The sequence below is a fragment of the Poseidonocella sedimentorum genome (assembly GCF_900116005.1).
Classification (GTDB): domain Bacteria; phylum Pseudomonadota; class Alphaproteobacteria; order Rhodobacterales; family Rhodobacteraceae; genus Poseidonocella; species Poseidonocella sedimentorum.
This window is the reverse complement of record NZ_FOYI01000001.1, coordinates 462,122-476,731: the sequence shown is the minus strand read 5'-3', so window position 1 is coordinate 476,731 and position 14,610 is coordinate 462,122. Positions and strand designations below refer to the sequence as shown.

General features: G+C 64.2%; 7 protein-coding genes and 1 pseudogene. 5 read left to right on the top strand and 3 right to left on the bottom strand.

All coding sequences use genetic code 11. The features are described from left to right. Positions 1 to 19: 19 nt before the first annotated feature. The 5 genes from BM353_RS02285 (at position 20) to BM353_RS02265 (ending at position 10,810) form a co-directional block, all read left to right on the top strand. The gene (locus tag BM353_RS02285; protein WP_092076163.1) at positions 20 to 355 is read left to right on the top strand and encodes a TIGR03982 family His-Xaa-Ser system protein; all 336 of its coding nucleotides are present in this window, start codon (positions 20 to 22) and stop codon (positions 353 to 355) included. Further along, positions 339 to 1,595 carry a His-Xaa-Ser system-associated MauG-like protein gene (locus BM353_RS02280; RefSeq protein ID WP_092076161.1) on the top strand — a complete coding sequence of 419 codons (1,257 nt, stop codon included), beginning with the start codon at positions 339 to 341 and terminating at the stop codon, positions 1,593 to 1,595. Before BM353_RS02285 ends, BM353_RS02280 begins: the two co-directional genes overlap by 17 nt. 386 nt (positions 1,596 to 1,981) lie before the next feature. Continuing rightward, positions 1,982 to 8,593: a cadherin domain-containing protein gene (locus tag BM353_RS17060; protein ID WP_177220433.1), complete on the top strand. Its 6,612-nt coding sequence runs from the start codon at positions 1,982 to 1,984 to the stop codon at positions 8,591 to 8,593. Between the two features lie 79 nt (positions 8,594 to 8,672). Beyond that, positions 8,673 to 9,275 (top strand): PEP-CTERM sorting domain-containing protein, encoded by a 603-nt coding sequence (locus BM353_RS02270; protein WP_143104077.1) that lies wholly within the window; start codon positions 8,673 to 8,675, stop codon positions 9,273 to 9,275. 269 nt (positions 9,276 to 9,544) lie between these two features. Next, the gene (locus BM353_RS02265) at positions 9,545 to 10,810 is read left to right on the top strand and encodes a SulP family inorganic anion transporter (protein WP_092076155.1); all 1,266 of its coding nucleotides are present in this window, start codon (positions 9,545 to 9,547) and stop codon (positions 10,808 to 10,810) included. 37 nt (positions 10,811 to 10,847) lie between these two features. On the opposite strand, the gene ligD is transcribed toward BM353_RS02265, so the two are convergent. The 3 genes and pseudogenes from ligD to ku form a co-directional block, all read right to left on the bottom strand. Continuing rightward, entirely contained in the window at positions 10,848 to 12,377 is a 1,530-nt protein-coding gene (ligD, locus tag BM353_RS17190) for a DNA ligase D (protein ID WP_342742200.1), read from the bottom strand. Between the two features lie 109 nt (positions 12,378 to 12,486). Beyond that, positions 12,487 to 13,296: pseudogene (locus tag BM353_RS17185) on the bottom strand (DNA polymerase ligase N-terminal domain-containing protein); the annotation flags it as partial. After that, entirely contained in the window at positions 13,293 to 14,120 is an 828-nt protein-coding gene (gene ku, locus BM353_RS02255; protein ID WP_092076153.1) for a non-homologous end joining protein Ku, read from the bottom strand. The gene ku and the pseudogene BM353_RS17185, both read right to left, overlap by 4 nt. Positions 14,121 to 14,610: the final 490 nt, after the last annotated feature.

The window sequence follows — 14,610 nt, the reverse complement described above, 5'->3', positions numbered from 1 at the left end:
TGGCCTGACACTTGGCCTCATGATTGCCTGGCTCGGCCAACCCGTGTTCCAGTGGGGCGTGCAAAGCCTGTTCCGGAAACAATTCTACGAGCTCACGGCCTCCTGCGATGCGGCCATGAGGACCCATTTGATCGCGAAAAACCGACTGGACTTGGAGCCGTCTGAAACAGCAGTCCGCGCGGTGAGGAGCGCCGAACTTGGGCTTCTAGCCTGTCAGGACTACGATCTCCTCCGCAAGCGCCTAATAAGAATCGGACTTGACGAGAATGCGCTCAGCGAGCTGACACTGAGCTTTGCAGAGGCTCGCGCGAGCGACCTGCAGCTGGTGGTAGAGACTCATGAATTTCGGTATTGACCGGCTGGCCGCGGCCGTCACGATCGTGCTCTTGGCCGCGCCTAACACCTCAGCCACAGAGACCTTGCGCGAGCGTATGCTGCGCAGCTATGCGCTTGATTTCGGGTTGGTTCCGGCGGAAGAAACTTGGCGAGACGTCGATCCTGTCCTTGCCGCGATTGGCAAAGAGCTCTTCGAGAGCACGCTCCTGTCGAGCAATGTCGATACGGCTTGCGCCTCCTGCCACCTCGATCGTTTCGGTAGTGCCGATGGTTTGCCTGTGGCCATCGGCGTCGAAGGTCGATCTTTTGGCGCAGAACGTGTCCGACTGGGCGGTGACCCGCAGCCACGCAATACGCTTCCGCTTTGGGGCCGTGGGGGAAAGGGGTTCGACACTTTGTTCTGGGATGGCAGGGTCGAGAAACTCCAGAGCGGAGAAATCCAATCGCAATACGGAGCGGCAGCGCCAGACGATGATCCGCTGACCGTTGCGGCGCACCTGCCGCCCCTTCAACTCGGCGAAATGGTTTTTGACCGCGACTCGCGCTTCGCACAATACGAACAGGAAAGTACGAGCGCTGCCGCGGCCTACGCCGATACCATCGTTTCCCGATTGCGCGAGCGTTCAGATCTCATTGCTCAACTTGCCACTCGTTCGGAACAGGCCGAAACAGATATTGACTACACCGATGTGGCCGCTGCGTTGGCAAGCTTCATCGCCAGAAACTTCCGCCTTGGCACCTCACGATTCCATGCATTTGTATTCCACGCCGCACCTTTGACATCAGAAGAGCTTCGCGGAGGAGTGCTTTTTTACGGCAAGGGTCAATGCGCTTTGTGTCACTCGGGCCCGTATTTCAGCGATCTGGACTTCCACACGATTGCGTTCCCTCAATTCGGTTTCGGTGCAAACGGGTTTGGAGTCGACTACGGCCGATATAACGTCACCCAAAACCCCGATGACCTCTTTGCCTTCCGGACACCACCGCTGATCAATGTGACAAGGACTGCTCCATACTCTCACTCGGGCTCCGTGGCAAAACTGCGCGACGCCATCGTCTACCACTTCGACCCCCTCGCTTTTTTCTCAAATGATGGGTCAACAGCTGATGACAGAGAGCAACTTGCCCGTCGAATTGGTTTGTGGGCGCGAGACTACCCTGTGGCGGCAACACTGAGCGAGCGCGAAATTGACGATCTTGTCGCCTTCCTTGGCACGCTTGAAACCGAGTCGTTGGAGAAGGTGGCGGACCCGCAGTAGCGGGATCGATCGAGGCGATGGATCATTGCCGCGCGTGCGAATTCTCTGCGGCGCATCACTTGCAATTCGCTGTGGTGGATCGGGGTGTAGGGAAGGTTTGGCAAATGGTTTCGGCAGTGATGCCAAATCGCTTTGAGCTATAAATTCCAATAATTGATTTTATAGCGAATACAAAAATTCCTGTGACAGAATCGTCGATTCAAAGCTATCGTTAACCATATTTTAACGGGAGAAATTTGATGGCGAGTGCGGGAGCAAGTCACTCCTCGGAGGGTCAATTTGACCGTTTCGCGGACGAAAACCTTCAAGAAACCCAAGCAAATGTCGACGAACTTCAGGGCTGTGTCATTGACGCAAAGGAGCTCACGATTGACGTTCGCGATGCATTGGGGATTTTCAAACAGGTCGAAAAAGATGCCGACCGAATTTCAAACATTCTGGAGACGCTTGAGAAAGTCGCCAAGATCGCGACCAAGATTCCGCCGGTGTCGCGGCCGGCGTCGGTGTTGGAAAAAGTCTTCGACTCTCTGGGAGACGCCACGAAAAAGATCGAGAAAACCTCCGGCCAGATCGCCGATCGGGTGGAGCCGATCCGCGAGACCCTGCGGAAGCTGAAAGAAGGGCTGAAGAAGACCGAAGACAAGCTGGGCGATGCGTCCGACAGGCTCGGCACGGTGGAGGACGGGGCGCAGCAGGTTCAGTCGGCGCTCGTCGGGCTGCGTGCGCTCGAAGAAGACGAACTCGTCACCCGCGGCACCGCCGATGACCTCGAACATTGCCTCAACATTGCGGTGATCCCCGCCAATCGCTTCATGGAAGAGATCAACGGCTATTACGATGAGGCGTCCGATGCGATCAAGCCGCTCAAGACGTTGCTCGATCACAATGACGGCTTCGGAAAGCTTGACGCGGTGGTCAGGCTATCTGGAGAGATGAAGCAAATTCTCGATGTGCTCGGCGTGCTGGAGGCCCCGCTCAAGACGTTGGAAGATGCGATCACGCCCAAGGTCCAGGCGGCGCTGGACGCCGCGCAGGCGGTGTACGATTCCATCGTCGCGCCGGTTGTCGATCCGATCATCGAGCAACTGGGTATCGACGCGCTGATTTCCTCCGTCAGCAAGGAGCTCGACGCCCTGCTTCCGGATGTGGGCATCCTCACATCGGCCAACGGGCTTATCTCGGATATCGAAGCGGAGATACCCGATTTTAAAGGCCTGTCCGAGCCCGAGATCGAAGCGAAAATCAACGCTGACTACAAGATCGACAACGTTATCTCCGGGTTCGATCTCGATGCGCCCGAGCCCGGGGCTGTGTCCGCGCCGCTGCCGTTTGCGCCCGAACCCTATGGCGATCTTGCATCTCCGGACCTGTTCTCGCCATTGAGCGCCATCGCGGCGGATTTCGGCATCGATGTGGACAAGCTCAGAGGCAAATCGGAGTTCTGGGATCAGGCGACGCAAAAGCTCGACAAGACCGCGGGGGAAGCCGGCGGCGTGGTGCTCGGCGGCGCGGAAGACGACCGGATCGAGCGGCGCAGCAATGACCAGATCGATGTGATCCTCGGCGGTGCCGGGCAGGATATCCTGACGCGCGACGTGGCCGATGACGCCAATGACACGGTCTATGATGTCTTTGTCGGCGGTGCGGGCGATGACACGCTGCGCGCGAAAGGCATGGTCGTTGTCTCCTACGCCGGCCTGATTTCGAGCTACCGCTTCGAAAAGGGAGACGATGGCGAGACCCTGACCATCGAAGATCTCAACATCGATGGCGGCGTCGACGAAGGGTTTGACACCGTGACGTTCGACGAAAGGACGATGCTGTCTTTCGATGGCTATCAGGTGAAGGCCAAGGTGTTTCACGACAGCCTGATCAACGTCGGCAGCGGCCCTGACCTGTCCGGAACCGGCGGGATTGACTTCATCTTCGGCGATGAGCGCGACAATGAGTTGCGCGGGCGCGGTGGAGATGACCTGCTGGTCGGTCGCCGCGGCGAAGATCGCCTCTTTGGCGGGAAGGGTGACGACTATCTCGATGGCGGCAAGGATATAGACCTGCTTGACGGCGGAGAGGGGATCGACACGGCTGACCTGCGCAGCGGCGATCCCGGTCAAACCAGTTCGGGGGTTCATGTGTTCCTCGGAGAAACGCCGTTCGACGCGGACGGAAATCGCACAGCGGAGATGGTTGCGATCGGTTTCTTCCCCACGGACGTGATCGTGGACGTGGAAAACCTGATCGGGCTCGACGATACGGCGCGCCGCGACCTGCTTTTCGGATCGATGAACAGCAGCGAAACCATCCAGGGCCGCGCCGGGAACGATCTGATCCGCAGTTCGGGGGGCGATGGCAGTGTTCTCGACGGCGGCGAGGACAACGATACCATCATCATGGACAGCGGCAGCGATACCGCGATCGGAGGCGCCGGGTCGGACGTCTTTTACGGCGTGTTGCAAACCGGTGAGGACAGCCCGGATACCGGCAACAAGATTGATGGAGGCCGCGACGGGCGATTGAATTTCGCCGATGTCCTGAGCTACGCGCCCGATATCGAGAACGCCTCCCGGATAATCGACCAGAACCCCGATCCAGACGCAGTGCACGCGACCGAAGGCGCCTTCGCCAAGCTCAACATCCAGCAGAGCATGCTCGGTGGGCATGTGGTCGTCAACACGGCGGAGGCGACGGTCACGCGGGTGGTTGGCGATCGCTCGGTGATGGATGAATACCGCAATATCGAGGCGATCATCGCCAGCATGGGCGACGACGAGATCATCGTGAACGGGCCCACCACCCTGACCGAAATTCATGGTCATGATGGCGATGACGTTTTCAGGGCCGGCCCGGGCGGGGCTATCGAAGGCGGCGTCGACCTGACGCTTGTCGGGCCCACGCTATACGGGGGCAAAGGCGCCAACCGGTTCATACTCAAAAGCCTTTTCGAAATCCATGCCGACAGCGACCATCCCGATGAAGAGGCTTACGACGTCCTCGATCTGTCGACGACCACCGGCCTGGCGTGGTGGATGACCGGCTCGCACCTGTCTGTCGTGGACGCCGATGCCGATCAGGATGAGGACGCGGAAGGCCCGGTCTGGGTGACAGTGAGCGGCATCGAGCATGTGATCGGCGGGTCTCGCAACGACGTTTTCGTCAACAACGTCCGCGCGCTCATCGTCGAGGGCGGCAAGGGCGACGATACTCTCAGGGATCTGAATGACGACAGCAGCATCGAGTTCCACGGCGACGAAGGAAATGACGAGCTTGTCACAGGGGGCTCGGACGGAGACAAACTCTTTGGCGGCAGCGGCAATGACATCCTCGATCTGTCCTTGGGCGGGGCATGGGAAGTTGCCGAAGGCGGGTCCGGCAACGACATCATCTTCATCGGGGAAAGCAGCGCGCGGCTCATCGTCTATGGCGGCAGCAAGGGCGCGAGCGGCGAATTGACCGACGAGGCCGAGCAGACCGACGATGCCAGCGCGAACTCCGCATTCACCGACACGATCAGCTTCTCTGGCGGGCAGGCCGGCGTGTTCACCGGAACCAAGGGTGTGATCGTCGATCTGGAAGACACCGATCACAACGACAACACCGAAGGCGCGGCGCAATACCACCAGTATTTCGGCATCGAAAACGTCATCGGCAGCAATCTCGACGATGAAATCTACGGCGACGGGAACGACAATGTCCTCATGGGCTACTACGACCTTTATGGCGGGGGATCGGACCTGCTGGTGGGCCGTGGCGGGGACGACACGCTTGTCGCCAACGGCAGCGCTGGCCAGCAGAGCCTGTACGGCGGCGCGGGCGACGACATCCTTTTCGCCTCGATCTCAAGCGCCGGAAGCGACGTTCTTCCGGACGTGGTGGATGGCGGTGTCTCGGGCCTTGCGGCCGGGATGACAAGCCCGTTCCAAGACGGCAAGCTCGTGGGCGATGTGGTGAGTTTCGCGGCCGAACGGCCCGACATCACCGGCCGAACGGTGATCGCGCCGGCGCTCATGGGCTCCCTCACACTCTCGCTCGCAGAGGGGACGGCCGTCCTCGATCAGGGCTCGGGTCACAAGCGGACCTACGCGCTCACCAGCATCGAGCATGTCATCGGCGGGCCGAACGATGATCTCATCACCGGCGACGCCGGGGTGAACTTCCTCTCCGGTGGGGCCGGCGATGATGTTCTGTTCGGTCAGGGGGGCGCCGATGTCCTCGATGGCGGGGACGGCGACGACGTCGTCAACGGAGGAAACGGCAACGATACGCTGCGCGGCTCGGCCGGCACGGATCTTCTGGCCGGGTCAAACCAGTCCGACACCGTCGACTTCTCCGCCAACAACCGCGGCATCATCGTCCGGGCCGAAGACGCGGGAACGGTCGAGGGCGATGGGAGCCACGCTGGGGAAGCTTACGAGGCGACGGTCAGCTCCACGTGGCTGGCGGACGATGGCACCGTGCAGACCGCGCTCTCCTATGTCCGCAATGTCGAGGCCTTCATCGGCAGCACGGGCGACGACCTGTTCCACGCCGCATCCACGGAGGACAATTTCGACGGCAACGACGGCTTTGACATGCTCGACTTCAGCGGAAGCGGCGTCGAGATCACCTTGAAGGGCAGCGCGGCGGCGCAGGTCAGCGGCGGGACTGCCGCGGGCGGCATCTATGTCAATTTCGAGGGTGTCAGCGGCACGGATGAGGGCGACGCATTGACGGGAGATCACGCCGCCAACCTGCTGCGCGGGCGCGGCGGCGACGATACCCTCGCCGGCGCAGGCGGGGATGACGAGCTGATCGGTGGCGCGGGCGGCGACCATCTTGACGGCGGCGAGGGATCGGACCTCGCGGCCTTCGACGGAGACGTCGGGGTCGAGGTCAACCTGCGGGCACAGAGCGCGTCCGGCGGCGAAGCCGAGGGCGATACGTTGATCAGCATCGAGAACCTGCGCGGCACCGGCGCGCGGGATGTGCTGGCCGGCGATGCGGGCGCCAATCTGCTCGACGGGAACGGCGGCGACGATGAGCTCTTCGGGGATGACGGCGATGACGTCCTGATCCTCGGGGCGTTCGGCCGGGCCCAGGTGGATGGCGGCACCGGACGCGACACGCTTGTGCTCGGGGGTACGGCGGCGACGGTCGATCTCCGCATGACGGCGGAGCAGGACATCGGCGAGAGCCGGTTACTCACGATAGACCGCATCGCAAACCTCACGACCGGCGCCGGGGACGACTTTGTCGAAGGCCACGGGGGCGCGAACACGATCCGGCTCGGCGCTGGCGACGACAGGGCCAAGGGCCGCGCCGGGGATGATGCTCTCTTTGGAGACGCCGGGGACGACCTGCTGCAAGGTGGGCACGGCAATGATACCGTCGATGGCGGCGCGGGCGATGACAATCTTCATGGCGGCGCCGGGGTGGACAGGCTGTTCGGCGGCGAGGGCGACGACAAACTTGATGGCGGCTCCGGCGACGATAGCCTCGACGGGGGCGACGGGAACGACATCCTGAATGGCAAGGCAGGAAACGACACGCTCACGGGCGGGCTCGGCGCCGATCGCTTCATGATCGACCTGGCCATGGGCGGCGTGACGACAATCACCGATTTCGAGGTCGGCACGTCGATCCTTGAGGACGACGACCCCGAAAACGACATGGTGGACCAGATCGTGCTCGCCGCCGGGCAGCGCGAAGACCTGATCTTCACCGACATCGACGCCGATCCCGCAACAGAAACCGAGGCGTATCTGCGCATCACCAGCGAGCTTGCTGGCATGACGGGCGAGATCCACGTGCTCGGGGCCCGGACCAACGACTTCATCGCCAGCGAAGAGCGGCAGCATGCGGGGGACGGCACCAACGCGGCGCCGGTGCTCTCCAACACGACCGTGTCCCTGAACCCCAGCGAAAACACGGCGGAGATCGAACTCGATGAACTCGGCGCGGACGCGGATGACTATGACGACGCGGCCTCCCTCAGCTACACTCTGGCGTCCAGCGGCAGCGCGGCGGCGGCGCCGGTCTCGCGGCTGTCCACCTTCGCGGACGCGCCGGACGCGCCGGCGAGCAGCTTCAGCATCGCCGCTGTGCCCAGCCTGCCCGATCCGGACCTGCCGCCGATCAACCCGCCGCTCCCGGTGATCAACATCGACCCGTTCGAGCTGTTCGGCGGCGGGATCAGCATCGACGGCACCACCCTGACCATCGACTACGGCACCGCGCTCGACTTCCTGCCGGAAGGGCTGAAGGGGCGCTTCGAGTTGCAGGTGCAGGCGAAGGACTTCTTCCACGCAACCTCCAACGTCGCGACGCTGACCTTCGAGATCGAGGGGGTGAATGACGCGCCCGAGATCACCTCGCTCGGCGGCTTCGTCGCGGAGGAGAACCAGACCTCGGTCGGGCGGGTGGAGGCCACGGACCCGGATGGCACTCCGGTCCTGTTCTATGCGCTTTCAGGGGGCGCGGATGCGGACCTTTTCCAGATCGGGGCCACCTCCGGCGTGCTGAGCTTCAAGGCGGCGCCCGATTTCGAAGCACCAGGCGACGCGGATGGCAACAACCTCTACGAGATCCGGGTGCAGGTTTCGGACGGTCGCGAGGCGAGCGAGCAGACCATCACGGTCGCCGTGGAGGATGTCGACGAGGGCCCAGGCGTCATCGAACTGCGCGGCACCGAGCAGCGAGATGCGCTCCAGGGGACGGATGCGGACGAGGTCTTCCTCGGATTCGGCGGCGCGCTCGATCGCTATTACGGCAACGGCGGAAGCGACACATTCGTCTTCGGCAGCGAGTTGCGCAACGGTGTGCGCGAGCGCGACGTGATCTATGACTTCGACGCCGAAAACGACACGATCCTCATGGCCGATCACGGCTTCAGCGTCCGCGACATCCGCACCGGTGTGCTCATCACCCACGGCGCGGAGGGCGACCGGATCTACATCAACGGTGCCAATGTGGACACAGACAGCATCCAGATTGCCGTTGGGGCATATGACGTTTTGGTGTAAAGGTTAACGGCATATTGATGATGACGGGAGAGGGCAACAGATGGTCTTTTCAGAAAAATATTCGTTTTATATAAACGGCTTGCGGCGTTTTACAGAACGTCTGGCGCTGCCCGCCATCGCCGCCCTTGGCATCGCTGGCGGCGCCTCGGCGGCGACTCTGGACAGTGTGGCGATCTCGGCGACGCCGTTTTATACCTCGCCCGACCTGCTTGACGTGGTCGCCGGCGATGACGGCAGCGGGAACAAATCCTTCGAAGCGATCGATCTGGCGTTGTTCCAGATGGGCGCATATCTCGACTACGACGACGCCGATGAATCGATCCTCGCGGCCTCAGACCCATTTGACTTTTTCGTCGACGAGTCGGGCGCTCTCGCGGAAGGCTCGGCGCTGGATTTCGCCTTTGATGCGGTCGGAGACACGATGCGCATCCTCTATGATTTGAGCGTAAATTCCTTCACGGCCGATGAGTTTGCCGTCGTCCACCTGATCTTCGATAGCGGCGTGATCGGGTCAATGACGGACATCGGAAGTCTCGACGGCGAGCTTGTGGGCGCAGTGGTCTACGGCGCGAACGCCGCCACGGTGATCCCGCTGCCCGCGACCTTGCCGCTGGCGCTTGCGGGTCTGGGCGGCCTCGCCTTTGCGGGGCGCCGCGCCAGCAGGCCCCTCGGCCGTTCCTGAGGGCGCACCGCCGATCCTCGGGCGCGCGGGCCCTCGTGCGCGCCCTCCCCCGCTCTCGGGCATTTGGCCCCTCAAGCACCTGAACACGCTCCGGTCGCTTGGATTTTGAGCGCCTGGCCCCCGCCCGGCGCCGAAGGACGGCCATTTGCCGCAGTCCCGGCCCGCAGGTCCATTAGGTCTGGAGCCCCAGCCCGGTTCCATGCAAACCATAGGGCGCGGATGCCCCGATCATCCGGGCACATTTCGGAAATTTTGCCGGGCGCCAATTCATGAGACAGCCAAAGATCCTGACCACCCTCAAGACCTATGACACGCAGCAATTCGCGGCGGACCTGATCGCGGGGATCACCGTTGCGATGGTCGCCCTGCCGCTCAGCCTCGCCATCGCGATCGCCTCGGGCGCGGATCCCGGGCAAGGGCTGATAACCGCGATCGTCGCGGGCTTTCTCATTTCCGCCCTCGGCGGCAGCCGTGTCCAGATCGGCGGGCCGACCGGCGCCTTCATCGTCGTGGTCTTCGGTGTCATCGCCGAGCACGGCTACGACGGGCTCGTCCTCGCCACCCTGATGGCCGGGGTCCTGCTCTTGCTCGCGGGTCAGTTACGCGCGGGCAACCTGATCGCTTATATCCCCGAAGCGGTCGTGAACGGGTTCACCATCGGGATCGCGATCATCATCGCGACCAGCCAGCTCAAGGACATTCTCGGCCTGACTGTCGATCACGACCCCGCTGATTTTCTGGAGAAAATCCCGGTACTCTGGGGCGCGAGGAACAGCTTCAGCGCGCCGGCCTTTCTCATCGGCGGCCTCGCCCTCGCGCTCATCGTCCTGTTACGGCGGCTGGCGCCGCGGTTTCCGGGGCTCATCGTGGCGGTGGGAATTGGCTCTCTCGCCGTGACGGCCCTGTCTCTGCCCGTCGATACCCTGGGCTCGCGCTTCGGCGCCCTGCCCCAGAGCCTTCCGATGCCGTCCCTGCCGGAGATCAGCGTGGCCCGGATGCTGGAGCTGTTCCCCTCCGCGCTGGTGATTGCCTTCCTTGCGGGCGTCGAGTCGCTCCTGTCGGCCATGGTGGCGGACCGGATGATCGACGGCAATCATCGTCCGAACGCCGAGCTGACCGCGCAAGGGGCGGCGAATATCGGCTCGGCGCTCTTCGGCGGCCTGCCGGCAACCGGGGCCATCGCGCGCACCGCGACAAACGTGCGCGCGGGCGGCAAGACGCCCGTCGCGGGGCTCATCCATGCGGTTGCGATCCTGTTGATGATGATGCTGGCGGCCCCGCTCGCCGGATATCTCGCGATGCCGGCGCTGGCGGCGATCCTGCTCATTACCGCGTGGAACATGAGTGAGCCCCACAAATGGCCCGAATATGCCCGGGGGCGGCGGAGCGATCTTGCCTTGCTGCTGCTCACCATGGTCCTGACGGTTGTCATCGATCTGACCGTCGCGATCGGCGTGGGCGTGTCGATCGGGCTCGCACTGCGGCTCAGTCGCCGCAGGTCCGTCGAGAGCGATTGGACGCCGCCTGACCGGTAGAGATGGAGCGTGCCCGCTTGTCCCCCCCCGTGGGCGGTCAGCCGCGAGACCAATCTTCCAGCGCCTCGACAACCTCGGTGCCGATGCCGCGGGGCGTGGCCGCGCGCAGCGGACAGGGGCGCGCGAGGCGCGGGTCCATGTCATCGACGTGGAACCCATCGGGCCGGTCAAGCTCGGAGAGTTCGGCCCATGTCACCGGCACGGCCACCGCAGCGCCGGGCCGCGCACGCAGCGAATAGGGCGCGATCGCGGTGGCGCCGCGCTCGTTTCGCAGCCAGTCGATGAAGATCCGGCCCTTGCGTTTCGCCTTCGAAATCGACGCGGTGTAGCGCTCCGGGTGGCGCTCGGCGAGGACGGTGGCAAAGGTCTTGGCGAAGACCTTGACCGTCTCCCATCCGCTGATCCGCCGCAGCGGCACGATCACATGCACGCCCTTCCCGCCCGTGACCATCGGCGCGGCCTCCAGCCCGCAGGCCTCCAGCCCGGCGCGCAGCTCTTCCGCCGCCCGTTTGACCGCGTCAAAGCCAAGCCCCTCATCGGGATCGAGATCAAAGACCAACCTCTCCGGGCGCTCGATCCGGTCGCGCCGGGCGCCCCAGATATGGACCTCCAGCGTGCCCATCTGCGCGGCGCCCAGAAGCCCTTCGCGCGTGGCGGCATACATGTAGTCGGCCGTGTCGCCGTCCTTTTCCTCGATCGGCAGGGTCTTGATCCCGTCCGGAAATCCCTTGCCCGCGTGTTTCTGGAAAAAACATTCGCCCTCAATCCCTTGCGGGCAGCGCAGCAGCGCCAGAGGGCGGTCCGCCACATGGTCAAGCATCCGGTCGGCCACGCGGGCATAGTGCTCGGCGACGGCGCCCTTGGTCAGCCCCGCCCCGGGATAGACCGTGCGGCCCGGGCTTGAGATGCGCACGCCGGCGATTGTCCGGTCATCGCCGGTTTGGGTGTCGGCTTCGGCTCTTGCGCTCACGGTCTCGGCCTCCTTGTCCTCGCGCCGCCCCTTGTAGACGCCATGGCGGATCCGGCCCTCGCCGGTGAATTCGGCGTAGTCCACCTCGACCACGAGCTTCGGCGTGACCCAGCGGGCGCCCTCTGCTTCGGAGGGCAGCGCGCCCTTGAAGGGCGGGGTCTTGCGCGCGAGCGGCGCCATGGCCGCATGGAGCGCGTCAAGCTCCGCGCCGTCGAAGCCGCTGCCGACACGGCCTCGGTAGACCAGCGCGCCAGCCTCGAAGCTGCCGAGGATGAGGGAAGAAAACGCCCTGCCCCGTTTATCCGAGGGCGACCATCCGGCGACGACGAATTCGGCCCGGCGGATGCACTTGGCCTTGATCCAGCTCTTGCTGCGCCCGCCGCGATAGGGCGCGTCGATGCGTTTGGAGATGATGCCCTCGCCGCCGGCCTCGCAGATGGCGTCAAGCGCCTCGGCGCCGCTGCCCTCAAGCACCGGGCTGAGCCGAAGGGGGCCGCGGGGCGGCTGGCCCTGCATCAGCGCTTCGAGCGCCGCGCGCCGCTGGGACAGCGGTTTGCCCGTCAGATCCGCGCCATCGAGGGCCAGCAGGTCGAACACATAAGCGATCAGCGCCCCCCCGTCTTTGAGCGCTTGCTGCAGCGCCCCGAAGTCGCCGCCCCCGCCCCCCGTCCCCGGCGATCACCTCGCCGTCGATGAGGGCAGAGGCACAGTCAAGCGAGGCCGCCGGCGCGCAGAGGGCGCCGAACCGATCCGACCAGTCCTTGCCGTTGCGCGAGTAGAGTCGCACCCCGCCCTTGCCCACGGCAATGAGGCAGCGGTAGCCGTCAAACTTGGCCTCGTGCTGCCAGACCTCGCCCTCGGGCGGCGCGTCGCGCAATGTCGCCAGTTGCAGCTTGCGGAACCGCGGGAGCGGCTTGGCGTGGGGCGCGGGCGGGAACGCCGCATCACCCCGCTGGATCGCGCGCATCGCGCGACCGGTGGTCACGCTGGTGCGGTGCGTCTTGATCAGCCCGTCGGTCGAGCGCGTGGCGAAATCGTCCCGTTCCTTGATCAACAGCCAGTTCTCGCGGCTCTCGCGCCCCTTGCCGCGCATCCGCACCAGCGCCCAGCCGCCCTGCATCCGCGCGCCGTGCAGCCGGAAATGCAGCTTGCCTTGCCTCACCCCCTCATCCGGATCGTGCAGTGGCTCCCACCATCCGCTGTCCCAGAGCATGACTGTGCCGCCGCCATACTGCTCGCGCGGGATCGTCCCCTCAAACGCGCCGTAGGACACCGGGTGATCCTCGGTCCGCACCGCAAGGCGCTTTTGCGACGGATCAGCCGAAGGGCCCTTGGTCACGGCCCAGGAGAGCAGCACCCCGCCCCATTCCAGCCGGAAATCGAAGTGCAACCGGCGGGCATCATGCTTTTGCACCACGAAAGAGGGCCGCGCGCCGCCGGCCTCGACGAGCTCTGCGCGGGGCTCGGGGGTGACATCGAAATCCCGCTTGGTCCGATAGGTCTCCAGCGACCTCATGAGGCTTTCTTGCGGCGCGTCGTCTTGCCGGATCTGCTCTGCTTGAGGCTCTTTTTCAGCGCGTCCATCAGATCGACCACGTTCTCGCCCCCACCGCTCTCGCCGTCATCGGAGGCCTTGGCGCGGGGGGTCTTGCTGGATTTCATCTTGGCCGCGATCAGATCGCGCAGGGCGGCGGCGTAGTGATCCTCGAAAGCCGAGGCGTCGAAGGGCGCGGTTTTCCTGTCGATGAGCTGGGTCGCGACCTCGAGCAACTCCTCATCGCTCGCCGCGTCCTCGATGCCCGAGAACAGCGGGTCCGCGTCGCGGATGTCCTGCTGGTAATGCAGCGTCTCCAGCAGCAGCCCGTCGCCGCAGGGGCGGATCGCGCAGAGGTATTCCTTGCCGCGCATGGTGAGCTGACCCAGCCCGGCCTTCTTCGTCTGGCGCAACGCATCGCGCACCACGCGATAGGCATCCTCGGCCAGCTCATCGGAGGGAACGACGTAGTAGGGCCGGTCGAACCAGATCGGCGCGATCTCGGCGCTGTCGACGAATTGCACCAGCTCCAGCGTCTTCTTGGTCTCCAGCTTGATCGCGTCGATCTCGTCCTTGTCCAGAAGGATGTATTCGCCGTCGTCGGTCTCGTAGCCCTTCATGATGTCGTCGCTCTCGACCGGCCCCACGCCCTGCACCGTTTTCTGGTAGCGGACCGGCTTGCCGGACGGGCCGTGGATCTGCCGGAAGGAGACGCGCGACGAGCTTTTGCGCGCCGAGTGGATCTCCACCGGGATCGACACGAGCGACAGCCGAAGCTGCCCTTTCCAGATCGCGCGCGATGCCATGGTCGATGCCTCCCCTTTGGCGGGCCGTTGATTAACCCAAGATCAACGCCCGACATCGCGCAGGGTTCCGCCGGGGTCAGCCTGCGCGATGTCGGAGCCATTCCAGCCCGCGCAGCCCAACAAATGTTGTCGGAACACAGCGCCCCCTCGCCCCGTTCCTACCCCAATTACCGCGCGATTCGCGCCGCGCGTTTTCAGGGAGACCGTCTCATGACATGGCTCGATGGCCGGTGTGTGTTCCTCGGCATTGCAGCGCTCGCCCTCGCAGGTCCGGGTTTGTCCCCGCGACTGGGTCGCATCCCCCTGCGCCAATCGGTGCGCGGCGCTGTGCAGCACCGAGCCGGGGGCGCCCGAGACGCGGGCGTCGACGCAAGGCGGCCACTGAAGGCGCCTTTGATCGACCGCCAGCATGTCTTTCCCGGCCGCCAACTACGCGCCCCCGGACGTCCGGCCCCGCGCACTCGAAACCCACTCAGGCAACCCCAAGGAA

Excerpts from the sequence above, each read along its gene's own strand:
- ku (WP_092076153.1), bottom strand. The coding sequence starts at position 14,120 with ATGGCATCGCGCGCGATCTGGAAAGGGCAGCTTCGGCTGTCGCTCGTG.
- BM353_RS02285 (WP_092076163.1), top strand. The coding sequence starts at position 20 with ATGATTGCCTGGCTCGGCCAACCCGTGTTCCAGTGGGGCGTGCAAAGC.
- BM353_RS02265 (WP_092076155.1), top strand. The coding sequence starts at position 9,545 with ATGAGACAGCCAAAGATCCTGACCACCCTCAAGACCTATGACACGCAG.
- BM353_RS02280 (WP_092076161.1), top strand. The coding sequence starts at position 339 with ATGAATTTCGGTATTGACCGGCTGGCCGCGGCCGTCACGATCGTGCTC.